The sequence below is a fragment of the Micromonospora sp. H61 genome (genome assembly GCF_018070325.1).
GTDB classification, from domain to species: Bacteria; Actinomycetota; Actinomycetes; order Mycobacteriales; family Micromonosporaceae; genus Micromonospora; species Micromonospora salmantinae.
The window spans coordinates 17,786-39,634 of sequence record NZ_JAGPXY010000053.1 but is presented as its reverse complement, the minus strand read 5'-3'; the positions used below and the strand labels follow the sequence as shown (position 1 = coordinate 39,634).

Genomic DNA, 21,849 nt, shown 5'->3' with positions numbered 1-21,849 from the left:
TCAATCTTCGGCGATCCGCCCGGCGTCGACCCGCAGCCGCCGGTTGGTCTCGATGGCGGCCAGCATCCGCCGGTCGTGGGTGACCAGCAGCAGCGTCCCGGGATAGCTGGCCAGCGCCGATTCGAGCTGCTCGATGGCGGGCAGGTCCAGGTGGTTGGTGGGCTCGTCCAGCACCAGCAGGTTGACCCCACGGCCCTGGAGCAGGGCCAGCGCGGCCCGGGTCCGCTCACCGGGGGAGAGGGTGGCCGCCGGTCGGGGCACGTGCGCCGCCCGCAGGCCGAACTTGGCCAGCAGGGTCCGCGCGTCCGCCGGCGACAAATGGGGTACGGCCGCCTCGAACGCGTCGATCAGCGGCACGTCGCCGAGGAACAGCCCCCGGGCCTGGTCCACCTCGCCGACCACCACGCCGGGCCCGAGCGAGGCGGTGCCGGCGTCCAGCGGCAGCCGGCCCAGCAGCGCGGCCAACAGGGTGGACTTGCCCGAGCCGTTCGCCCCGGTCACCGCGACCCGGTCCGCCCAGTCGATCTGGAGGTCGACCGGGCCGAGGGTGAAGCCACCACGGCGTACCACTGCTCCGCGCAGCGTGGCCACGACGGCGCCGGCGCGGGGCGCGGCGGCGATCTCCATCCGCAGCTCCCACTCCTTGCGGGGCTCCTCGACCACGTCGAGCCGTTCGATCAGCCGTTCGGTCTGCTTGGCCTTGGCGGCCTGCTTCTCGCTCGACTCGCTGCGGAACTTGCGGCCGATCTTGTCGTTGTCGGTGGCCTTGCGGCGGGCGTTCCGCACGCCCTTCTCCATCCACCCACGCTGGGTACGGGCCCGAGCCTCCAGCCCGGCCTTCGTGTCGGCGTACTCCTCGAAGTCCGCGCGGGCGTGCCGGCGGGCCACCTCGCGCTCCTCCAGGTAGGCCGCGTAGCCGCCGCCGTAGTGGTTCACCTGCTGCTGCGCCAGGTCCAGCTCCACGACCCGGGTCACCGTGCGGGTGAGGAACTCCCGGTCGTGGCTGACCAGCACCGTGCCGGCCCGCAGACCGGTGACGAACTCCTCCAGCCGCTCCAACCCGGCCAGGTCCAGGTCGTTCGTCGGCTCGTCGAGCAGGAACACGTCGTACCGGCTGAGCAGCAGCGACGCGAGCCCGGCCCGGGCCGCCTGGCCCCCGGAGAGCCCTGTCGTCGGGTGGTCAAGGTCGACAGCCAGCCCCAGGTCGGCGCTTACCTGCTCGGCGCGTTCGTCGAGGTCCGCGCCGCCGAGGGCGAGCCAGCGCTCCAGCGCGTCGCCGTACGCGTCGTCGGCACCCGCCGCCCCGGCGGTCAGCGCCTCGGTCGCCGCGTCCAACGCCGCCTGCGCGGCGGTCACCCCGGTCCGGCGGGCCAGGAAGTCCCGTACCGTCTCGCCCGGCCGCCGTTCCGGCTCCTGCGGCAGGTGCCCGACGCTCGCGGTGGGCGGGCTGAGCCGCACGCTGCCGGCCTCGACCGGCAACAACCCGGCGAGGGTACGCAGCAGCGTCGACTTGCCGGCCCCGTTCGGCCCGACCAGCCCGACCACGTCGCCGGGGGCGACCACCAGGTCCAGTCCGGCGAAGAGCGGGCGGTCGCCGTGCCCGGCGGCCAGGTCCTTGACGATCATCGTGGCGCTCATCAGGACGGCAGCCTATCCGGCCGCCCGCATACGACCGGCCGGCAGCGGGCAGACTCAACGACGTGGTGACCACACTGGCGATCGACTGTGGCGGCGGGGGCATCAAGGCGTCCGTGCTCGACGAGGCGGGAACGATGCGGGCCCGGCCGTTGCGGGTGCCCACCCCGTACCCGTTGCCGCCCGCGCTGTTTGTCCGGACCCTGCGGGATCTCGGCGGGCGCCTGCCAACGGCGGACCGGATCACTGTCGGCGTACCCGGGATGATCCGGCACGGAGTGGTGGTGAGCACCCCGCACTACGTGACCCGCAACGGCCCCCGCACCCGGGTCGACCCGGACCTGCTCGCCGAGTGGTCCGGCTGGGACGCGCGCGGTGCACTGGCCGACGCGTTCGGGGTGCCGGCGCTGGTGCTCAACGACGCCGAGGTGCACGGCGCCGGAGTGGTCGCCGGCACCGGCTGCGAGCTGGTGCTGACCCTGGGGACGGGGCTGGGCAGCGCGCTTTTCGACGGCGGGGTGCTCGCGCCGCACCTGGAGTTGTCGCACGCGCCGGTGCGCTGGGGCACCACCTACGACACGTACGTCGGCGAGCCGGAACGGCGGCGGCTCGGCGACGCCTTCTGGTCCCGTCGGATCCGCCAGGTGGTGGACGGGCTGCGCCCGGTGTTCCGCTGGGACCGGCTCTACCTGGGCGGGGGTAACTCCCGACTGATCCGGCCCGAGCAACTGGCCCGGATGGGCGACGACGTGGTGGTGGTGCCGAACACCGCCGGAATCGTCGGCGGTGTCCGCGCCTGGGAACTTTCTGCCGGACGCCGGGACGCCCGCACCTGACCCTTCGGCGGCCGTCGGCGGCCCGAACTGACCTGATCTCGACCCCGGGAACAGTCGCCAAACTCCCGGTGTTGTGCCAGCGTCGGAACAGGTGACGGTGCGACCCGAGGAGGTGGCAGATGGATCTTCTGGCGGACTACCGGCGGGCGACCATGTTCTTCGAAACCGGTGACCCCAGCGGGGCAGCCCGACTGCTGGAGCCGATCATCGACGCCGAACCCGGCAACGCGGCGGTCCGGCAACTGCTGGCTCGGGCATACTTCCAGTCGGCCCAGCTCAACCGGGCCGAGGAGCATCTGCGCGAGCTGGTCGAGCGGGACCCGAGCGACCACTACGCGCACCACGTGCTCGGTCGGACGCTGGAGCGACTGAACCGACACACCGACGCGCTGCGGCACCTACGGATCGCCGCCGCGATGTACGCGGCCAACGACGACTACCGGACCGCGCTTGAGCGGGTGGAGACCCGCCTCGGCGGCCGGCGCTGAACGTGCGTCGTGACATGGCAGGGGCGGTCCTCAGGGGCCGCCCCTGCCGTCGTCGGAGCAAGCGGCCCGCCGGGCGTGCCTAGGATGGCGGACATGGGACCTGACCGGCCGGGGGCTGCGGCATGAAGCTCAAGCTGGACCTGCACGAGATCTTCAACAAGGGCCAGGACATCGACCGGGCGTTGCGCGGGATCATGGACGAGGCGGTGGCGAAGAAGGCCACCCTCGTCGAGATCATCCCCGGCAAGGGGTCCGGCCAGCTCAAGAAGCGGGTGCTGCGGTTCCTCGACCAGAAGGACGTCAAGCAGCTCTACCACCGCGTGGAGAAGGACTCGAAGAACTTCGGCCGCCTCTTCGTCCACTTCCGCTGGAAGTAGGCCGCGCGCATGTCGACGGTGAACCTGCGTCAAACCGCCCGGGCGATCATCGTCGATGACGACTACCGGGTTCTGTTGCTCCGACTCGCCATTCCGGACCCGGCGGGCACGATCGTCGTGTGGATCACCCCCGGGGGTGGCGTCGAAGACGGCGAGACGCCGCTGGTCGCCCTGCGGCGAGAGCTGCACGAAGAGGTCGGTCTTGCGATCGATGCCGACCCGCCGCAGGTCTGGCGTCAGGAGGTGGTCGCCTCCGGGCACGCTTCCGGCCACGATGGCGTCGCGAACGACTACTTCCTCGTGCGGACCGCGTCGTTCACGCCACGCGGCGCGATGAGCGATGAGGAACTCGCCGCCGAGCACGTCACCGGGTGGCGTTGGTGGTCGCTGTCGGAGATCAGGGAACACCACGGTCCGGAACTGTTCTCGCCACGGGACCTCGCCACGCCGTTGGCCGCATTGATCGCTGACGGAGCACCAACCCAACCCGTCCCGCTTGGCCTCTAGGCAGAGCCGCACCGCCTCGTCGATCATGGAGTTGTGGTGGCCGACAAAACCCCCATATAACGCCGAACCTGGCACCACAACCCAATGATCGACGGGGACAGACTGCCCCTCCTCCGCGATCTTGCGTTTCCTGTCGCGACATAAGCAGGAATTCCGTGCAATTCGGCGACCGAAACTCCAAGATCGGCGCCGGTGGGGCGTCGGTCAGAGGCTGGTGACGAGGAGGCTGCAGGCGAGCAGCGGGAGCAGCGCGGCGAGGGTGCCCACCAGGGTCGACGAGCGGATCCGGGTGCGGGAGATGAGTGCCGCGAGCGTCGCCAGGCTGACCAGCGCTGCGAGGAACAGCGCCGGCAGGGCCACGTAGAGCCCGAAGAGCAACGTCCTCGATCGTTCGGAGTCGCACACCTCGCCGCAGTCCGTCGGGACCGACCCGGAGAGCGTGCCGAGGAAGAGGCCGAACGCCACGACGACGGCCACGTACCAGCCGGCGAGCACCAGGAACGAGGAGCGTGACGGTGACAGGGTCATCGCCGGAGTATCCGCTGTTGCGAGAGGAAGCGTCAGCCCGCGAGAGCTTCGGCGCGGGCGCCGTGGCCGGTGGGGCGTCGGGACCAGCACTGTGGGCGCTGCCGGACGGCGAGCTCCAGGGCCTGATGGTCGGACTCGATCATTTCTCGGGCTATTCGACGCGCCATTTCCAGGCGGTCGACGTGCATGTCAAGATCCGTCGGGCCGGCGCCTGCCATCTCGAACTCCTTGTCAGCGTTCGAACTAGTCGCATCATGCGTCACGCCGAGAATCGTCACCATTCCCCGATCGGTGGAAAGCTTCCGCCGTACGGCTCGGTGTCGCGTACCCCGGTTGCGCCGATGGTAGCGGTGGCCGCGCCATGCCGCCCGGAACTGCGGTTATCTCGTCTTGCCTGCGGTTTGTACATTGCATTGTGCGCGGGTCGGGGGGCGCGACAAGTCCGGTGAGGGATCTTCGTTACGGGAGGACCGCCGTGCAGCATTCGAGCACTACCGATCCCTTGTTCGTCGCCGTCGAATCAGGGTCGATCACCCGAGCGGATGTCGCCGGGCTCATCGCGGGGCGGCTGGCCGCCGTTCGGGTGCCGGGGTTGCTCTCCGCGGCCCGCTGCCAGGCGATCACCGCCGCCCTCGCCAACGCGCCGATGGACCGCTACGACGAGAGCCGGGTCTTTCCCGTCGTCGCCAAGTTCGGTCCGGCCATCAACGACCACCGGTCCGCCGGGGCACTCCGCGAGGACTACTGGGACGCGGCCGGCGCAGCCGAGAAGAGCTGGTCGACGCTGGGCCTGTCGGACTCGCCCCGGGACCTGTGCCTGGCCGCGTTCGGCGATGCCTGGCCGGACGTGGCACCCGGGCGGCGGCAGGGTCGGGAGATGCACGTCGGCATCGTCCGCGAGATCAACGCAGGGCTCCAGGTGCACTTCGACGACGCGGTACGGGAGTACGCGGGTCGGCTGCTCGACGGCGAGGTGGTGGCCCAGTTGGCGTTCAACATCTACATCCGGGTGCCACCGGTCGGTGGTGAGACAGTGTTGTGGCGGCGGCGCTGGCAGCCGAAAGACGAGCCGTTGCGGATCCCCGGCGGGTACGGCTTCCAGGAGGCGGTGGTCGCCGAAGCGCAGTCGTTGACGTTGCGCCCCACGCTCGGGGAGGGCTTTCTGTTTGATCCGCGGCACTATCACACGGTGCGTCCCGCGTCGGATGGCCGACGGATCTCCATAGGATGTTTCGTCGGGCTCACCGACGATGGTCGACTGGCCCTCTGGTCGTAGTGAAGGGCGTTTCCCCATGGTGGACAGAAGCGACGTCGAGGCGGCCGCGGCCCTTGTCGAGGGGCGGGTCCGGGAAACCCCGGTCATCGCCGTCGACGGCGCCGATCTGGGTGTGCCCGGGCAACTCAGCCTCAAGTTGGAGCTGCACCAGCACACCGGCTCGTTCAAGCCGCGTGGCGCGTTCAACCGGATGCTCCAGGGGTCGTTGCCCTCGGCCGGGGTGATCGCCGCGTCTGGTGGCAACCATGGCCTCGCCGTCGCGTACGCGGCCCGGTCGTTGGGCGTGCCGGCGGAGGTCTTCGTGCCGGTCACCGCCTCGCCGGTGAAGGTGCAGCGGTTGGCCGGGTTGGGCGCACAGGTGCGCCAGGTGGGCCAGCACTACGCCGAGGCGTTGGCGGCGAGCACCCAGCGGGCCGGGGAGACCGGCGCGCTGGTAGTGCACGCGTACGACCAGCCGGAGGTGGTGGCCGGTCAGGGCACCGTCGGCCGGGAGCTGGAGCGGCAGGTGGGCGGGCTCGACACAGTGCTGGTGGCGGTCGGTGGTGGCGGGTTGGTGTCCGGTATCGCCAGTTGGTTCGGTGGTTCGGTACGGGTCGTGGCGGTCGAGCCGGAGCAGATTCCCACCCTGCACTCGGCCCTCAAGGCGGGTCGGCCGGTCGACATCGAGGTGGGTGGTATCGCCACCGACTCGCTGGGTGCCCGGCGGATCGGCGAGATCGCCTTCGACACCGCCCGCCGGACCGAGGTGGTGTCAGTGCTGGTCCGCGACGAGGACCTGGTGCGGGCGCGTCGGTTGCTCTGGTCGGAGTTGCGGGTCGCGGCCGAGTTGGGTGGTGCCGCCGCGCTGGCCGCGCTGGTCGGCGGCGCGTACGTGCCGCAGCCGGGGGAGCGGGTGGCAGTGATCATCTGTGGTGGCAACACCGACCCGAGTGACCTGGGCCCGGCCGCGCCGCACTGACCGGTCAGTCGCCGTCGCGCAGCCGGCGCAGCGCGTGTTCCACCTGAAGGGTGTCCAGGTGGGTGTCGCCGAGGAGCCGCCGGCGGTCGGCCAGCAGCTGCTCGTACACCTCGATCGCCGCGTCGACCTGCTCCTCGAGCAGTAGCACCAGGGCCAGGGTGGATCGGATGGCGAGCACCTCGCTGCGGTCGGCGTGCCGGGGTTCGACGGTGGCCAGGGTGGCCCGCAGTTCGGCCTCCGCCTCGGCGAGCCGGCCCTGCGCCTGCATGCAGCGGGCCAGCGTGTGCCGGGCCTGCCAGGTCTCCGGTTGGTTGAGCGGCCACAACCGGTAGCGGACCTCCAGGATGGCGTGCAGCATCTCCTCGGCCTCGGGCGCCCGTTGCTGGGCCAGCACCGCCAGCGCCAGGCTGTGCCGCACGATCATGGTGTCCCAGTGTTCCGGGCCACGTACCTGGTCCTCGGCGGCGACGATCTGCCGCAGCTCCAGCTCGGCCTCCGGCCACTGGCGCTGCGCCATGATCGCCTTGGTGAGCTTGTGCCGGCTGGCGAGGGTGTCGGCGTCGTCGCTGCCCAGCACCCTGGTGCGGTCCGCGATGACCTCGCGGAGCACCCGGTCGGCCATCTCCGGCTGGTTGCGCTCCAGCCAGGTGCGGCCCAGTTCGTGGCGCAGCGCCAGCACCTGCGGTCGGTCCAGGTCGTGGTCGTACGCTGCGCAACCGCGCACGATCGGGTCGAGGATGTCGAAGGCCGAGCCGGGTAGGCCGACCGCGATGAGGTAGCGGGCGGTGAGCCGGGTCAGCTCCAGCGCGCGGCGTACCGTCTCGGGGTCGTGCTTGTGTTTCTGCGGCACGAGGTATTCCCGCACGGCCTCGACCAGGTGCGGCACCAGCACGTCCCAGTTGGTCCAGGCCGCCGAGTCGTCCGGGTTCTGCCCCTCGGTGGCGGCGAGCAGCAGCTTCATGACCAGCCCGTGGTACTCGGCGATCTGCTCACGCACCTCGTCGCGGTCGCGGAACATCGCGTGCACCAGTGGGTGCAGCGAGAGCACGTGCGCGAACGCCGGGTCGGTGACCTCCTCCTGCACGTCGAAGTCGACCAGGGCCAGGTTGCCGATGCCCTCCAGCACCTTCACCCGCTGCCGGCCGGTGAGCCCCTTGAAGAGCGGCGACTCGGCCAGGATGGCCGGCTTGAGCACCACCTCGTAGGGCACCGGGGAGATGCTCAGGCAGGCCAGCACGTTGAGCAGTGGCCGGCTCTGTTGGAGTTGGCGGCGGGCCAGCAGGTCCAGTGAGATGTCGTCGACCTCGCGGACGATCTCCAGGCCGAGGGACTCGTCGAGGTCGACGTCGGCGGCGTCGCGCGGTGAGCGGAACCGACGCTGCACTGCCGTCCGGTAGTCGGCGAAGGTGGTGATTGTGGATGAGCCGCGCCAGACCGGGCTGGCGTTGACCGACCGCAGGTAGTTGCCGGCGGCGCGTAGGGCGAGGGGCAGCCCGCCCAGCTCCCGGGCGAGTTCCCGGGCGTCGACCAGGCCGCCGGCCTGGGCGCCGGCCCGGTCGATGAGCACCTTTGCGCCGGCGTCGGCGTCGAGCGGGCGCACCTGGTGCAGCACCGACCAGGTGCCCCAGGTGGCCCGGTTGCCGTCCCGGCTGGTCACGATGACCATGCCGTCGTCGGCCTCCGGGCTGCGCAGCCAGCCGGTGCCGTCGGCGAGCACTCCGTCGGTGGGGCCCAGGCTGGCGGGCTCGTCGGCACTGTCGAAGATCAACAACCAGGGCTGCGCGGCCTGGTTGAGGTAGCGCCACACCAGGTCGGTGGCGCTGATCATCCCGGCCCACGCCTGGTCGACCTGGGTCTCCGACGCGCCGAGTTGGCTGACCACCTCCCGCATCCCGGAGTTGAGCCGCCCGGCCTGCACCCACCAGACCGTCCGGCCTCCAGCGCGGGCCCGGCGGGCGATCTCCAGCGCGACGTGGCTCTTGCCGGAGCCGCCCATGCCGCACAGGATGTGCACACCGGGCCGGCCCTGGGCAATTTCCCCCGGTTGGACGATCTCGTCGATCAGGTCGTCGCGCCCGTGCAGTGGGCTGTCCAGTCGCCCGAGCGGTGGATCGACGGAGACCCGACTCGGCCGGTCGTACGCAGGCCGAGGCACGCCGGCATCCTCGGGTGGAACGTCCGCAGTCAATGCGGTCCCCCTTCGGTGGCGAATTCACAATGGGGCGGAGGCGTTTGATACCTGTCCATCTGGTGGACAGTCGGAGGGATTGCCGCCCGCACCATGTCGACCGCAAGCGTATCCACCCCCGTACTGGGTTGCACACTCTCCGTTTAGGCCGCCCGGCTGACCAAAATCAGTGTCGGAATTCCCAATTCGCTGCTGATTCCGGCCGATCCGCCGTGCGCGGCACTCGACACGGGCATCCACGATGGACCTATGAACTGGTCGCCAATCCAGGACGTCGTCGACTGGGGTTCCGTGCCGGACTGGTTCGGCGCGGTCGGCTCCATCGCCAGCGTGCTCTTCGTCTACCTCGGACTGCGGCGGGAAATCCGGGCCCGTCGTAACGACGATCTGCGAGTCCGGGCCACCCAGGCTCGGCTGGTCTCGGCGGTGGCCGAGATTCGCGGCACCTCGGTGCTGCGGGTCGCCGTGGCCAACGAGAGTGACGCCCCGGTGCTGGACGTGGTGGCGCTGGCTCGACTCGTTCCACCCGACGATCCGGACGCGCCGCCGGTCGGGCTGGCCGCAGCGAAACAGGTCCGTCGGATCCCCGGCCGCGACGTGCACGACCTCTTCGTCACCGTCGCGGCGGAGCACCGGCTCCGCACGGGCGACACCGTTCTGGTCGACCTCACCTTCACCGACCACGACGGTAATCGCTGGCACCGGGTCGGTGCCGGCCAACCCGAACCGGTGGGCTGACCGGAAGAGAGGGAACGGTGGTCCGGCGGAAAGACCACTCCGCCGGACCACCGTTTCACCTCAGATGGGATAGGTGCGGGCGACCGCCAACATCTCCGAACTGTGCGACCCGACGACGCCGACAGCCGGCGGCCGGGGGCGGAAGCCGGGCAGCGCGTCCAACCCGTCACTGGCGTCCATCACCCGCAGCGCGACCGGGCCGTCACCGAGGCTCGGGTACATGGTCAGTGCGATTTCGACCCCCTCCGCCGGAGGCGCGTGGAACACCACGCCGAAGCCCCAGGGCTTCTGAGTCGCCATCCGGGCAACGTCGAACTGTCGTCCGTTCACCGTCGCCGACGTCACCGCCGTCGGTCCGTTCACATGCAGCGTGAGCAGGCGGACCGGACGCTGCGGGAGGACACGCACCCGCACCAGCCGTTCGTCACCGGAGCGGGTGTCGGACAGCACCTCCACCTTCGGTGCCGGGAGGTCCGCCTTCGGGGCTGGACCGCCGCGCAGCTCCGCATCGCCCAGGCCGGGGAAGTCGTCGACCGTGGTCACCCCGTCCACGTAGCCGTCCGTCCACGGCTGTGGGTCGGTCTCGTGGCTCAGCCAGCGGGCCTGGCCGGTGCCGGCGTCCATCGCGTACATCAGGTGGGTCGGGGCGGGATGGGCGGCGTCGAACCGGTCCACTGCCAACCCGACCCCGGCGAGCACCACGGCGGCCACCGCGGCGGCGCCGGCCGGCAGCACCGCGAGCCGCCGGGCCCGCAGCGCGAGCAGACCGCGTTGGCCGCCGGCCTGCGGGTGCAGCAGGTCGACCACCGGCAGGGCGACCAGGCCGAGCAGCACCGCGACCAGCGCCGCCACCCCGCCCATGGCCATCCCCAGCGCGGGGAAGAGCAGCACCACTGTGGGCAGCAGGATGACCACACCCACGGCCGCGGCGGCCGTCACCGCCACCACCGGCCACGGTCCGTTCTGCCGGGTACGCAGCGCGACCAGCCCGCCGAGGGCGCCGGCCAGCGCCGGAAGGGTGGTGAGGTACGCCCCACCCGGCACCGCCACGGCGAGCAGCACCCCGAGCAGGGCCAGCCAGGCCAGCCCGGCGACGGCGAGCGCGGCCGGGCCGAGCCGGCGGCGGGTCAGCGCGTACCAGGTGAACAGGATGGCGGTGGCGAGCGCCAGGACGGCCAGCCGGTACCAGATCGGCCGGTACGGGTCGAGCAGTTCCGCGTACCCCGGTCGGATCGTGGTGATCGCCAGCCAGAGCAGTTGGGCGGCGACCGGCGCGGCGACGATCGGCACCAGAGCCAGCGCGAAGCCGGCGGCCAGCCGGCCGGTGCTGGCCCGGCCGCTCCGGCGGGTCAGCCAACCCAGGGCGGCAACCAGGGCCACCGCGAGCAGGGCCAGCGGCAGGGTGAGCCAGCCCGGGTAGCGGACCAGCCCGCCGGGGACCGGGAAGTAGGTGGCGTCGTGCCCGGAGCGCAGGTCGGTCAGGTCGGTGTCACCGAACTCCCGGGCCAGGCCCAACGCGTTGTCCCCGTGCTGCTGGAGGCTGCCCCGGTCCATGGCGGCCGGGGTGTCCAACGGTGTGTGGTAGATCGCGCCCCCGTCGATGTACGCCGAGTTCAGCCCGACGAACTTCTGATCGAGGAAGGCGGTGAAGTCGGTGTCGTTGGGCAGCGCGCGGTAGATCTCCACAGCGAACGAGGTGCCGACCGGGTGCGGGGCGGCCCGGCCGAAGATGTCCACCAGCTTCGCGTTGTTCCGCGACGTCTCGAACATGATCACCGGCCCGGTGGAGCCCCGCGCCTCCAGGTTGAGCACCACACCGCCGTCGGCGGCCAGCGGGTGGCTGGCGGCGAACGCGGCCGCGCCGCAGAGGCACGCCTCCTCGGCGTCGGTCAGCACGAAGACGATGTCGTTGCGCGGCCGGGGGCCGGTGGTCAGCGCGCGGGCCACCTCCAGGATGGTCGACGTGCCGGCCGCGTCGTCGTTGCCGCCCGGCCCGGTCTGAACCGAGTCGTAGTGGGAGACCAGGAAGACCCGACCCGTCGAGTCGGTGCCGGGCAGCCGGGCCACCACGTTGCGGACCCGGGCCAGTGTCGCCCCGCCCGCCGCCCCGCTGAGCTGACCGGCCTCCGGCGCCACAGTGTCCTGCACCTCGGTCTCCAGGCCCAGCCCCCGCAACTGCTGCTCCAGGTGCGCGCGGACCTGTTCGTTGGCCGGGCTGCCGGCGACGTGCGGCCGGGCGGCGATCACCTGGACGTCCTCGTACGCGCGGCCGGCGCTGAACGTGCCAGCGGGCGCGTCGGCCGACTTCGGGGCCGGGGTGCGCAGGTCGAGCAGACTGCCGGCGCCGACCGCGGCCAGCGCGACCAGCGCCGCCGCGGCGGCCACGAGCCGCCGACGCGGCCGGGTCAGCGCACGGCCGGCAGAGGGTACGCCCGGAATCGGACGGGGCGGCGTGCCCGTCGTGGCCGGGGTGGTGGGTGCGCCCACGGGAACTCCTCGGGGGGTGGTGGGGCCTGGGGTGGGATCATCCTGCCCGTCGGGTGCTGCGGATGGGATGGCCGGTACGTCCCGCGTCCATCAGCCGCCCGGTTTGTCCACGGCCGCGCAGTGATGCGCCCCATCCCCGCCCGCGCCGCAGGCATCGTGTTGTGTGCGACCGTTGTCTAATACAGGATCAGCAGGGCACTCGGAAGGAGCCCGACATCACCAGCGAACTCCCGCGTCTCGCGGCGGTGACCCGGCCGCACCGGGGGGCCGGCTTGGCCGGTTCCCCAGTTGTGCCGTACCCGCACGGTGGCCTGGCGCGGCACGCCAACCTGCCGCCTGGTGAGCGGTTACGGGTGCTGCTGGTGGAGGACGACGAGGGCGACGCCTTCCTGGTCGGTGAGCTGCTCGCCGAGACGAACTCGATGATCGACCTGCTGGTCGCCACCAGCCTCCGGGAGGCGCGGCAGCGGATCAACGACGTCGACTGCGTCCTTCTCGACCTGGGCCTGCCCGACGCGCAGGGGCTGGACGGGCTGCGCCAGGTGTTGGAGATGTCCAGCGGCGCCGCGGTCTGCGTGCTGACCGGCCGCACGGACGAGCACCTGGGCGTCGTGGCGGTCGCCGAGGGTGCCCAGGACTACCTGGTCAAGGGCCAGGTCGACGGGGTGCTGCTGACCCGGGCGCTGCGCTACGCAGTGGAGCGTAAGCGCGCCGACGAGAACGCCCGCCGGTTGCGCGAGGTCGAGCTGCGCCAGGCCGAGTCGGCCCGACTCGAACGCGGCCTGCTGCCCCAACCGCTGATGACGACCGACCAGGTCTCGGTGCACACCTTCTACCGGCCGGGCCGGCACGCCGCGTTGATCGGCGGAGACTTCTTCGACGTGGTGCAGACCCACCCGGACCGCCTCAACCTGATCGTCGGCGACGTCTGTGGGCACGGGGTGGACGAGGCCGCGTTGGGGGTCGAGCTACGGGTGGCCTGGCGCGCACTGGTGCTCGCCGGAGTGCCGGACGACGAGGTGCTGCCCGCGCTGGAGCAGGTGCTGATGAGTGAGCGCCGCCTACAGGAGATCTTCGCGACGGTGGCCACCGTCCGACTGGACCTGGACGCCAACCGGGCCACCGTCCGACTGGCCGGGCATCCACCGCCGTTGCTGCTCTCCGGCGGCCGGGTCGCCCCGGTGCCCGCGCCCGGCGGCCGGCTGCTGGGCGTACGACCTCGCCGGCCGATCGCCTACGACCTGGAGTTCGACACTGATGACTGGTCCCTGCTGATGTACACCGACGGCCTGATCGAGGGGCGGGTGGGTGCCGGCGACGAACGGCTCGACGTGCCGGGCCTCAGCGGGTTGCTGGACGAGCCGGACAACCGTTCGGTGTCGCTGCCGGAGCTGCCGGCCTGGCTGGTCGGGCGGGCCGAGCGGCTCAACGGTGGCCCGCTCTCCGACGACGTGGCCATGCTGCTGGTCAGCCGGGGTGGTGGCCGGTGAAGCCGGTGGTCGGCGGCTGGAGTCTGCGCCGCCGGGTCATCACCCTGCTCACCGTCGTGGGCTTCCTGTTGATCGGGCTGGCCAGCGCGGAAGCGGCGATGGCCGCCCGCAACCGCACCCAGATCGACGCGGTGCTGAACGAGACCGGCCCGTTGCGGGTACAGTCCCAGGAACTGCTCAACGCGCTGCTCGACCAGGAGACGGCGATCCGCGGGTACGCGGTCAGCGGCGACCAGGACGACCTGAACCCCTACCGGGAAGGGCTCGCCCAGGAGCAGAGCGTCACCGCCTCGATGCGGACGCTGCTCGACGACTATCCAGGGATCAGCCAGGAGCTGCGGACCGTCGAGGAGCGTGTCGCGCAGTGGCGACAGTCGGTTGCGGAGCCGGTGATCACCACCACCGAGCAGAGCGGCACCACCGCCGGCCAGGCGTTGGTCACCGAAGCGGCCCGGCAACAGTTCGACGAGGTGCGCTTGGCGGTGAACGACCTCCAGGAGGAGGTCCTGGCCGCCCGGGAGCAGACCGCCACCAACGTGCGTACCAGCAGCAACGTGCTGGTCGTCCTGCTGATCGTGGCCGCCCTGGTGGTGGTCGTGGCCGGTGCGGTGCTGCTGCTCTCGCTGGATCGGATGGTGGTCCGGCCGCTGACCGGCCTCGCCACCCAGGTCCGCGAGGTCGCCGAGGGCGACTACCAGCACCGCATCGCCACCGTCGGCCCGCCGGAGTTCATCCAACTCGGCGAGGACGTGGACGCGATGCGGCAGAAGATCGCCGCCGACCTGGCTGAGGTCCGGGCCGCCCGCGAGCGCATCGAGTGGGTGAACAGTCAGCTCCAGAAGCAGGCCGAGGAGCTGACCCGGTCCAACCGTGACCTGGAGCAGTTCGCGTACGTGGCCTCGCACGACCTGCAGGAGCCGCTGCGTAAGGTCGCCAGCTTCTGCCAGCTGCTCCAGCGCCGTTACGCGGGGCAGCTCGACGAGCGGGCCGACCAGTACATCGCGTTCGCTGTGGACGGCGCGCAACGGATGCAGCGCCTGATCAACGACCTGCTCGCGTTCTCCCGGATCGGGCGGCTCACCACCGGCTTCGTCGAGGTCGACCTCAACAAGGTGATGGGCGACGTGGCCGGCCAGACCGAGGCCGCCAGGCAGTACGCGGACGCCGAGTTGACCTGGACCGAGCTGCCGGTGATCTCGGGTGAGGAACCGCTGCTGACCAATCTGCTGGCCAACCTGGTCAGCAACTCGATCAAGTTCCGCCGCCCGGACGTGCCGTCGAAGGTGCACGTCTCGGCCCGGTTGGTGGGCGCCGAGTGGGAGATCACCTGCCAGGACAACGGCATCGGGATCGAGCCGGAGTTCGCCGACAAGATCTTCGTGATCTTCCAGCGGCTGCACTCGAAGGACGCGTACCCGGGCACCGGCATCGGGTTGGCGATCGTCAAGAAGATCGTCGAGTACCACGGCGGCCGCGTCTGGGTGGACACCGACGTGCCGGAGGGCACCGCGATCCGGTTCACCCTGCCGGCACTTCCCGAGGACGTCGCGGCGGCTGCCGCCGCCGATTCCGCTGAGGAGCCGAACGCCTCGACCGTGGGCGACGCGACGCCCTCGCCCGAGGCCCCGGCAGAGCCGACGGAGCAGGCCGACGGGCCGGACCAGCCGGACCGGGCCGACGAGACGCTGGAAAGCGGTAGAACGGGTGACATGAGGGAGACGGTGGGATGACCGCGCCGGCGGATGGCAAGAGCCCGATCGAGGTCCTGCTCGTCGAGGACGACCCGGGTGACGTGCTGATGACCCAGGAGGCGTTCGAGGAACACAAGCTGCGTAACCGGCTGACCGTCGTCTCCGACGGGGCCGAGGCGCTCGCCTACCTGCGCCAGGAGGGTCAGTACGCCGACGCGGTGGCGCCCGACCTGATCCTGCTCGACCTCAACCTGCCCCGGCGCGACGGCCGGGAGGTGCTGGAAGAGATCAAGAAAGACGAGAACCTGCGCCGGATCCCGGTGGTGGTGCTCACCACCTCGCAGGCCGACGAGGACATTCTGCGCAGCTACCAGCTGCACGCCAACGCCTACGTGACCAAGCCGGTGGACTTCGAGCGCTTCATCTCGGTGGTCCGTCAGATCGACGAGTTCTTCGTCAGCGTGGTCAAGCTGCCGCCGCGTGGCTGACACCCTGCTGGACGACGTCGGCGGCCTGCTCTGGGAGGCCGCCGACCAGGTCGTGCTGCCACTGTTCCGCAAGCTCGACGACGCTGACGTGTCGGAGAAGGCGCCCGGCGAGGTGGTCACCGTCGCCGACCGCCGGGCCGAGGAGTTGCTCTCGGCGGGGCTGCGCCGGCTGCGGCCGGGCTCGACGGTGGTCGGCGAGGAGGGTGTCGCCGACGATCCGGGGTTGCTGCGGCACCTCCGCGACAGCGGGGACGTCTGGCTGGTCGACCCGGTCGACGGGACCGCCAACTTCGCCGCCGGTCGCCGGCCGTTCGCCCTGATGGTGTCGCTGCTGACCGACGGGCGGCCGACGGCCGGCTGGATCCTGGACCCGCTCGCCGGCACTCTCGCCGCCGGCTCGGCGGACGAGGGCACACTGCTCAACGGTCGACCGGTGGACGGCGCCGGCCCGGTGCCGCCGCTCGGCGAGCTGCGCGGCGCGGCGATGACCCGGTTCCTGCCGCCGGAGACCCGCGACCGGGTGCGCGCCGGGGGCCGGCGGCTCGGTGAGCTGCTGCCCGGCCTGCACTGCGCCGGTCGGGAGTACCTGGACATCCTCACCGGCGAGCAACAGTTCGCCCTCTTCTGGCGCACCCTGCCCTGGGACCACGCCCCGGGCGCCGTGCTGGTCCGTGCCGCCGGGGGTGTCGCCCGCCGGTTCGACGGCGTCGACTACCACCCCGCCGACGACGGCCGCGGTCTGCTCGTCGCGGCCAACGAGCAGGTCTGGGCCGAGGTGCGCGACGCGCTCCTCAGCACCTGATCCGCGCGCTGCGCGACCACGTCGGGACGCTCCGTCGACATCGGGACAGCCCGAGGGTCGGCGGGCTGGTCACCGGCCCACGATCCGGTATCGTGACCGGCGGTCTCCGCCAGCAGGCCGCCGACCGGCGCCGCCGTGCAGTGTTCATCGGGGGCCGGCGGTCGACGGAAGGACGCTTTCGTGCCCAGGACCAGGCTCAGCCCGCGGCTCGGTCGCCGCGCTCTGTTCGCCGTGCTCGCCGCCGTCGCGCTGGTGCTCGGCGGTGCCGCCGTGCCCGCGTACGCGGAGCCTGGCGAGGGCGGCAGCAAGAAGTTGCAGGACGCGCTGGAGCTGACCGCCAAGGGCCACATCGAGGCCAAGGCCAAGCTGGACAACTCCAAGCGTCGCCAGACGGCGCTGACCGGCGAGCTGACGACGCTGGAGGGTCGGCTGGTCGGGCTCAGCAGCCAGGTGGGCGAGGTGGCCGCCCAGTCGTACCGGGTGGGTCGGCTGAGCGCGGTGTCGATGCTGCTCAACACCGCCACGCCGGAGGCGTTCCTGCAACGCGCGGGTGACCTCGACCTGATGGCCCAGCGGGACAGCAAGCGGCTGCGTGACCTCACCGAAGCCCGGCAGCAGGCGCAGCAGGCCAAGGTCGCCATCGACGCCGAGGTCCGCGAGCAGCAGAAGCAACTCGCCGTGATGGCGAAGAAGAAGAAAGAAGCCGAGGAGGCGCTCGCCGAGGTCAGCTCCGGCGGCAGCAACGGTTTCAGCGGTGGCAGCTCCGCCTCGGCGAAGCCGGCGCCGCGCAACTCCGACGGGTCCTGGCCGTCGGAGTCCTGCTCGGTGAAGGACCCGACCACCTCCGGGTGCATCACCCCGCGCACCCTCAACGCGCTCAAGCAGACCCAGGCGGCCGGCTACAAGCGGCACGTCTCCTGCAAGCGCAGCGGTGGCGGCGGCGAGCACCCGAAGGGCCGGGCCTGCGACTTCTCGGCCGCCACGAACGGCTTCGAGGACAAGAACGCGACCGGCGGCGACAAGGCGTACGGGGACAGCCTGGCCGCCTGGCACGTGCGCAACGCCGACCGGCTGGGCGTGCTCTACGTGATCTGGTACCGGCAGATCTGGCATCCCGGCACCGGTTGGCGCTCGTACAGTGGAAGCGGCTCTCCGGCGGCGTCGCACACGAACCATGTTCATCTCTCGATGTACTGACCCGAAGCACCAGCTTCGCTGCGTACCATCGCGACGATGAGCTCCCCACCGTCCGACGTAGCGGCCCTGCCGGCACCTCCGGCCCCGCCCGTGCCGGTCACCGGCCGGGCGCTGCCCAACGGCCTGGCCGCCTTCCTGGTCTTCTTCTCCAGCGGCGCCGTGCTGGTGCTGGAGACCGTCGCGCTGCGCCTGGTCGGCCCGTACGTAGGGGTGACCCTTCAGGTGACCAGCTCGGTGATCGGCATCGCGCTTGCCGCGATCGCGTACGGGGCGTGGTCCGGCGGTTGGCTGGCCGACCGGCGCAACCCGCGGGGCCTGCTGGCGCCGGCGTTGGTGCTGGCCGGCATCGCCACCGCTGTCACCCTGCCCGTGGTCCGGTACGCCGGTGAGGTGCTGCGCGGTGGTGCGGCCAGCGGCATCCTGCTGCTTGTCGCGTTGGCGGTGTTCGTGCCGGCCGCGCTGCTGGCCGCGGTCACCCCGCTGGTCGTGAAACTTCAGCTCGCCGACCTGCGCCGCACCGGCCAGGTGGTCGGTCGACTCTCCGGGATCGGCACCCTCGGCGGCATCACCGCAACCCTGCTGACCGGGTTCGTGCTGGTCGCCGCGCTGCGCAGCACCGTCATCCTGCTGGCCCTGTCGCTCGCGCTCGGGCTGGTCGGCATCGGCCTCGGCTGGTACCTGCGCCGGCAGGAGCCCACCGAGCTGCCCGGTCCGGCCCGGGCCCGGGCCGCGCTGGCCGTGCTCGGCCTGGCCGGGGCGGGGCTTACCACCGTGGCGCCCAACCCGTGCGACATCGAGACGGCGTACCACTGCGCCCGGGTCACCGCGGACCCCTCCCGGCCCAGCGGGCGGACGCTGCTGCTCAACTCCGCCCAGCACTCGTACGTGGACCTCGCCGACCCGAAACACCTGGAGTACGCGTACACGAAGTGGATCGGCGCGGTCGGCGACGTCGCCGCGCCGGCCGGTCAGCGCCTGGACGCGCTGCACCTGGGCGGCGGTGGGTTCACCGTGCCGCGCTACCTGACCGCGACCCGACCGGGCACCGACAACCTGGTGTTCGAGATCGACGGCGGGCTGGTCGAGCTGGGTGAGCAGGAGCTGGGCGTACGGCCGGGGCAGGACCTGCGGGCGGTGGTGGGTGACGCCCGGATGCTGGTTGCCGGCGAGCCGACCGACAGCCGTGACCTGGTGGTCGGTGACGCGTTCGGGCACCTGGTGGTGCCCTGGCACCTGGCCACCCGGGAGATGGCCGCCGACGTCCGGCGGGTGACCCGCCCCGGCGGCGTGTACGTGCAGAACGTCATCGACTACCCGCCGCTGCGGTTCATCCGCGCCGAGTTGGCCACGGTGGCCGCCGAGTTCGGGCACGTCGCGTTGATCGCGCCGCCGGAAGCGCTCGCCCAGGAGCAGGGCTCCAACTTCCTCATCGTCGGCTCCGACGCGCCGTTGCCGCTGGAAGCCGTCCGGGCCCGGCTGGCCGAGGTGGACCCGAAGGTCAGCCTGCTGTCCGGTGCGGCGCTGACGGACTTCGTCGGCGAGGCGATGGTGTTGACCGACGACTACGCCCCGGTGGACCAACTGCTGGCAACCGCCTGATCGGGTGACAATCCTGACCGATTCCGATACTCCAGGTGTAGGCGGGCCGTTCCTGGGCAACATCGCTCACCATGGGTGGTGGGGACCGAAACGGCGCGCAGCTGCTCGATGAGCGGTACCGGCTGATCGAGCAGCTCGGCGCGGGCGGCATGTCGGTGGTCTGGCGTGGCTACGACGAGGTGCTCGGCCGCCAGGTCGCGGTGAAGGTGTTGGCGTCCCGGCTGGCCAGCGACCGGGCCTTCCGCCACCGCATCCGGATCGAGGCGCAGGCCGCCGCGCGGCTCTGCCACCCCAACATCACCAACGTGTACGACTACGGCGAGTCCGAGCAGGTCGGTCTGACAGTGCCGTACGTGGTGATGGAGCTGGTCGACGGCGCTTCGCTGGCCAGTCGGTTGGGTCGGGAGAGCCAACTGCCGTGGCGGGAGGCGGTGACCATCGGCGCCGAGGTCAGCTCGGCGCTGGCCACCGCGCACGCTCGCGGGGTGGTGCACCGCGACGTCACCCCGGGCAACGTCATGCTCACCTCGACCGGGGTCAAGGTGGTCGACTTCGGCATCTCCGCGCTCGTCGGGGAGAGCGAGAAGGGCCCGGACGGCACGCTGTTGGGCACGCCCGCGTACCTCGCACCGGAGCGGCTGGACAACGGCCAGGTCTCCCCGGCCACCGACGTGTACGCCGTTGGGCTGCTGCTCTACCGGATGCTCACCGGCCGACTGCCGTGGCAGGCCAGCACTACCACCCAGATGCTGCGCGCCCACATGTACAACGACCCGGAGCCGATGCCCACCGTCCCGGGGCTGCCCGACGGAGTGGCCGACTTGGTCGGGCGTTGCCTGGCCAAGCGGCCCGCCGACCGGCCGGCCACCGCCGAGCTGACCCGGACGCTCGCCGAGGCGGCCGGCATGCTCGCGGCGGTGCCGGTCTCCCCGGCCGCCGGGCCGCTGGACGCGGCCATGCTCGGCAGTGCGCGTACCACGATCCTGCCCTGGTCGGCGGCGACCGACGCGTTGCCGCTGTCGCGGACCCGCAACCGGGACCGTCGGACGCGGCAGCGGGTGACCCGGCGTCGGCGGGTGGAGGCCGGAGTGGCCGCCGTCGGGCTGATCGCGGTCACCGGGGCGATGTGGGGGTTCACGTCGCGCAGTCCGGCCAGCGGCGGGGACCGGCCGACGACCGAGGCTCGGATGGGTCTGCCGGCGGCGGCGCCCTGCGAGGTGGCGTACGCCTTGCGCACCGACTCCGGCACCGAGTTCGCCGCCGAGCTGACTCTGACCAACACCGGTGGCGGTGAGCTGCGGGACTGGGCGATGAGCTTCACCTTCCCCGGGCAGCAGAAGGTGACGAAGGCGGAGCCCGCGCCGGTGCACCAGCAGGGGAGCACCGTGCTGATCCGACCGGCGGCCCAGCGCACCACGCTGGCCCCCGGTGCGGCCGAGAAGGTGACCCTCACGGGTAAGTACAGCGGGGCGAACCCGTTGCCTGTGGAGTTCCGGCTCGGCGAGGCGACCTGTGGGGTTCGGGTGTCCGGCGTCGCCGGCAGCGCGCCGTCCACTGCCCCGCCGACCAAGGCCGCCACGACGAAGGCTCCGCCCAAGGCAGCGAAGGTGCCCAGCGGCTCCGGTTCGGGCGGCGGCGCGTCGAAGGCCAAGCCGCCGAAGCCTGCGAAGGCCCCGGCGAAGCCCGCGAAGGCCGCCGGTGGTGGTCCGGGAAAAGCGGAAAGGTGACCAAGGGGCCGCGTGGTCACCGGAAGTGAGCAGGCCACACCGCGTCGCCCGTGCGTTGGGGCCGTCGGACCAGTTGGTCCGACGGCCCCGATCGATCTTGCCCTGCTGCGCAGGTCAGCGCATCCCCGCGAATCGCTGCACCTGGTCGATCCCACCCTCGACGATGAGCACCCCGCCCTGGGGAAGCGTGGTGTCGTCGGCGGTGTACCGGAAGCGTTCGCCCGGCAGCTTGGCGCCGACCACGCGTACCCCGAAGCGCTCCTCCGGTTTCAGGTCGAGCAGGGTGCGCCCGACCAGGGACTCCGGCACCCGGACGGTGGCGATGGCGAAGTCGTCGTCGAACTCGATGAAGTCGAGCAACCGGCTGACGATCAGGTGCGCGACCCGGTCCCCGGTCTCCGCCTCCGGGAAGATCACGTGGTGCGCGCCCACCGACGACAGGATCTTGGCGTGCTTCTGTGAGGTGGCCCGCGCCCAGATCTGGGGCACACCCAGCTCGACCAGCGCCAACACGGTGAGCACGCTCGCCTCCACCGAGGCCCCGATGGCCACCACCGCCCGCCCGAAACTGGTGATGCCGAGCTGCCGCAGCGCCCCCTCCTCGGTCGCGTCGGCCTGAACCACCCGGTCGAGCTGCGCCGACCAGCGCTGCACCTTCGCCGGGCTGCGGTCGATGGCCAACACCTCGCGGTCCATCCGGGTCAGCGCCCCGGCCAGGTGGCAACCGAATCGACCCAGCCCGATCACCACGATGCCGCCGCTGTCCGCCCGTCTAGCCGACACCTCGGCCCTCCCTGCTTCCACTGGCGTGTCTCCGACGCGCGGGCCGGCCGACAC

Annotated in this window: 20 protein-coding genes; 15 read left to right on the top strand and 5 right to left on the bottom strand. The window is 71.7% G+C overall.

What is annotated here, in order from left to right; translation table 11 throughout:
* The gene (locus KBX08_RS23355; RefSeq protein ID WP_210785526.1) at positions 1–1,638 is read right to left on the bottom strand and encodes an ABC-F family ATP-binding cassette domain-containing protein; all 1,638 of its coding nucleotides are present in this window, start codon (positions 1,636–1,638) and stop codon (positions 1–3) included.
* A 62-nt stretch (positions 1,639–1,700) separates the two neighbouring features.
* Here KBX08_RS23355 and KBX08_RS23350 point away from each other — a divergent pair, with 62 nt between their 5' ends.
* The 4 genes from KBX08_RS23350 (at position 1,701) to KBX08_RS23335 (ending at position 3,843) form a co-directional block, all read left to right on the top strand.
* Entirely contained in the window at positions 1,701–2,471 is a 771-nt protein-coding gene (locus KBX08_RS23350; RefSeq protein ID WP_210785525.1) for an ROK family protein, read from the top strand.
* A 119-nt stretch (positions 2,472–2,590) separates the two neighbouring features.
* Positions 2,591–2,959 (top strand): M48 family metallopeptidase, encoded by a 369-nt coding sequence (locus KBX08_RS23345; protein ID WP_112584722.1) that lies wholly within the window; start codon positions 2,591–2,593, stop codon positions 2,957–2,959.
* Between the two features lie 122 nt (positions 2,960–3,081).
* Positions 3,082–3,336: a Smr/MutS family protein gene (locus KBX08_RS23340; RefSeq protein WP_007465523.1), complete on the top strand. Its 255-nt coding sequence runs from the start codon at positions 3,082–3,084 to the stop codon at positions 3,334–3,336.
* Positions 3,337–3,345: 9 nt separating this feature from the next.
* A complete protein-coding gene (locus KBX08_RS23335; protein WP_210785524.1) occupies positions 3,346–3,843 on the top strand; it encodes an NUDIX hydrolase in 498 nt (165 codons plus the stop codon).
* Between the two features lie 204 nt (positions 3,844–4,047).
* Here KBX08_RS23335 and KBX08_RS23330 read toward each other — a convergent pair whose 3' ends face one another.
* Positions 4,048–4,371, bottom strand: coding sequence for a hypothetical protein (locus KBX08_RS23330; RefSeq protein WP_210785523.1), 324 nt, complete (start codon positions 4,369–4,371; stop codon positions 4,048–4,050).
* Between KBX08_RS23330 and KBX08_RS23325 the strand changes: the two genes are divergently transcribed.
* From KBX08_RS23325 to KBX08_RS23315, 3 genes are read left to right on the top strand one after another with little or no spacing between them, the layout of a single operon-like run.
* Complete coding sequence (locus KBX08_RS23325; protein WP_210785522.1) at positions 4,359–4,820, top strand: hypothetical protein; 462 nt, start codon at positions 4,359–4,361, stop codon at positions 4,818–4,820. The genes KBX08_RS23330 and KBX08_RS23325 overlap by 13 nt on opposite strands.
* Positions 4,821–4,846: 26 nt before the next feature.
* Entirely contained in the window at positions 4,847–5,647 is an 801-nt protein-coding gene (locus KBX08_RS23320; RefSeq protein WP_210785521.1) for a hypothetical protein, read from the top strand.
* 16 nt (positions 5,648–5,663) lie between these two features.
* Complete coding sequence (locus KBX08_RS23315) at positions 5,664–6,605, top strand: threonine/serine dehydratase (RefSeq protein WP_210785520.1); 942 nt, start codon at positions 5,664–5,666, stop codon at positions 6,603–6,605.
* A gap of 4 nt (positions 6,606–6,609) precedes the next feature.
* Here KBX08_RS23315 and KBX08_RS34770 read toward each other — a convergent pair whose 3' ends face one another.
* Entirely contained in the window at positions 6,610–8,760 is a 2,151-nt protein-coding gene (locus KBX08_RS34770; RefSeq protein WP_210785519.1) for a tetratricopeptide repeat protein, read from the bottom strand.
* A 282-nt stretch (positions 8,761–9,042) separates the two neighbouring features.
* On the opposite strand from KBX08_RS34770, the gene KBX08_RS23305 reads away from it, so the two are divergent.
* Positions 9,043–9,531: a hypothetical protein gene (locus tag KBX08_RS23305; protein WP_210785518.1), complete on the top strand. Its 489-nt coding sequence runs from the start codon at positions 9,043–9,045 to the stop codon at positions 9,529–9,531.
* A gap of 60 nt (positions 9,532–9,591) precedes the next feature.
* Here the strand turns inward: KBX08_RS23305 and KBX08_RS23300 are convergent, their stop codons facing one another.
* Entirely contained in the window at positions 9,592–12,018 is a 2,427-nt protein-coding gene (locus KBX08_RS23300; protein WP_210785517.1) for a M28 family peptidase, read from the bottom strand.
* A 290-nt stretch (positions 12,019–12,308) separates the two neighbouring features.
* On the opposite strand from KBX08_RS23300, the gene KBX08_RS23295 reads away from it, so the two are divergent.
* From KBX08_RS23295 to KBX08_RS23265, 7 genes are all read left to right on the top strand, one after another.
* A complete protein-coding gene (locus tag KBX08_RS23295) occupies positions 12,309–13,508 on the top strand; it encodes a PP2C family protein-serine/threonine phosphatase (RefSeq protein ID WP_210785535.1) in 1,200 nt (399 codons plus the stop codon).
* Positions 13,505–15,238, top strand: coding sequence for an ATP-binding protein (locus KBX08_RS23290; RefSeq protein WP_238689094.1), 1,734 nt, complete (start codon positions 13,505–13,507; stop codon positions 15,236–15,238). Before KBX08_RS23295 ends, KBX08_RS23290 begins: the two co-directional genes overlap by 4 nt.
* A complete protein-coding gene (locus tag KBX08_RS23285; protein ID WP_196929407.1) occupies positions 15,235–15,687 on the top strand; it encodes a response regulator in 453 nt (150 codons plus the stop codon). Before KBX08_RS23290 ends, KBX08_RS23285 begins: the two co-directional genes overlap by 4 nt.
* On the top strand, positions 15,680–16,489 hold the full coding sequence (locus KBX08_RS23280) for an inositol monophosphatase (RefSeq protein ID WP_210785516.1): 810 nt from the start codon (positions 15,680–15,682) through the stop codon (positions 16,487–16,489). Before KBX08_RS23285 ends, KBX08_RS23280 begins: the two co-directional genes overlap by 8 nt.
* 180 nt (positions 16,490–16,669) lie before the next feature.
* Positions 16,670–17,686 carry a hypothetical protein gene (locus KBX08_RS23275; protein ID WP_210785515.1) on the top strand — a complete coding sequence of 339 codons (1,017 nt, stop codon included), beginning with the start codon at positions 16,670–16,672 and terminating at the stop codon, positions 17,684–17,686.
* A 36-nt stretch (positions 17,687–17,722) separates the two neighbouring features.
* Positions 17,723–19,285, top strand: a complete 1,563-nt coding sequence (locus KBX08_RS23270) for a fused MFS/spermidine synthase (RefSeq protein WP_247669911.1) — start codon at positions 17,723–17,725, stop codon at positions 19,283–19,285.
* Positions 19,286–19,356: 71 nt separating this feature from the next.
* Positions 19,357–21,012 carry a serine/threonine-protein kinase gene (locus KBX08_RS23265; protein ID WP_210785514.1) on the top strand — a complete coding sequence of 552 codons (1,656 nt, stop codon included), beginning with the start codon at positions 19,357–19,359 and terminating at the stop codon, positions 21,010–21,012.
* A 114-nt stretch (positions 21,013–21,126) separates the two neighbouring features.
* Here KBX08_RS23265 and KBX08_RS23260 read toward each other — a convergent pair whose 3' ends face one another.
* Complete coding sequence (locus KBX08_RS23260) at positions 21,127–21,795, bottom strand: TrkA family potassium uptake protein (RefSeq protein WP_210785513.1); 669 nt, start codon at positions 21,793–21,795, stop codon at positions 21,127–21,129.
* Positions 21,796–21,849: the final 54 nt, after the last annotated feature.

Bases quoted from the DNA above. Each gene is read 5' to 3' on its own strand.
- KBX08_RS23335 (WP_210785524.1), top strand. From the start codon at position 3,346: ATGTCGACGGTGAACCTGCGTCAAACCGCCCGGGCGATCATCGTCGAT.
- KBX08_RS23340 (WP_007465523.1), top strand. From the start codon at position 3,082: ATGAAGCTCAAGCTGGACCTGCACGAGATCTTCAACAAGGGCCAGGAC.
- KBX08_RS23315 (WP_210785520.1), top strand. From the start codon at position 5,664: ATGGTGGACAGAAGCGACGTCGAGGCGGCCGCGGCCCTTGTCGAGGGG.
- KBX08_RS23355 (WP_210785526.1), bottom strand. From the start codon at position 1,638: ATGAGCGCCACGATGATCGTCAAGGACCTGGCCGCCGGGCACGGCGAC.
- KBX08_RS23345 (WP_112584722.1), top strand. From the start codon at position 2,591: ATGGATCTTCTGGCGGACTACCGGCGGGCGACCATGTTCTTCGAAACC.
- KBX08_RS23270 (WP_247669911.1), top strand. From the start codon at position 17,723: ATGAGCTCCCCACCGTCCGACGTAGCGGCCCTGCCGGCACCTCCGGCC.
- KBX08_RS23285 (WP_196929407.1), top strand. From the start codon at position 15,235: ATGACCGCGCCGGCGGATGGCAAGAGCCCGATCGAGGTCCTGCTCGTC.
- KBX08_RS23330 (WP_210785523.1), bottom strand. From the start codon at position 4,371: ATGACCCTGTCACCGTCACGCTCCTCGTTCCTGGTGCTCGCCGGCTGG.
- KBX08_RS23265 (WP_210785514.1), top strand. From the start codon at position 19,357: ATGGGTGGTGGGGACCGAAACGGCGCGCAGCTGCTCGATGAGCGGTAC.
- KBX08_RS23305 (WP_210785518.1), top strand. From the start codon at position 9,043: ATGAACTGGTCGCCAATCCAGGACGTCGTCGACTGGGGTTCCGTGCCG.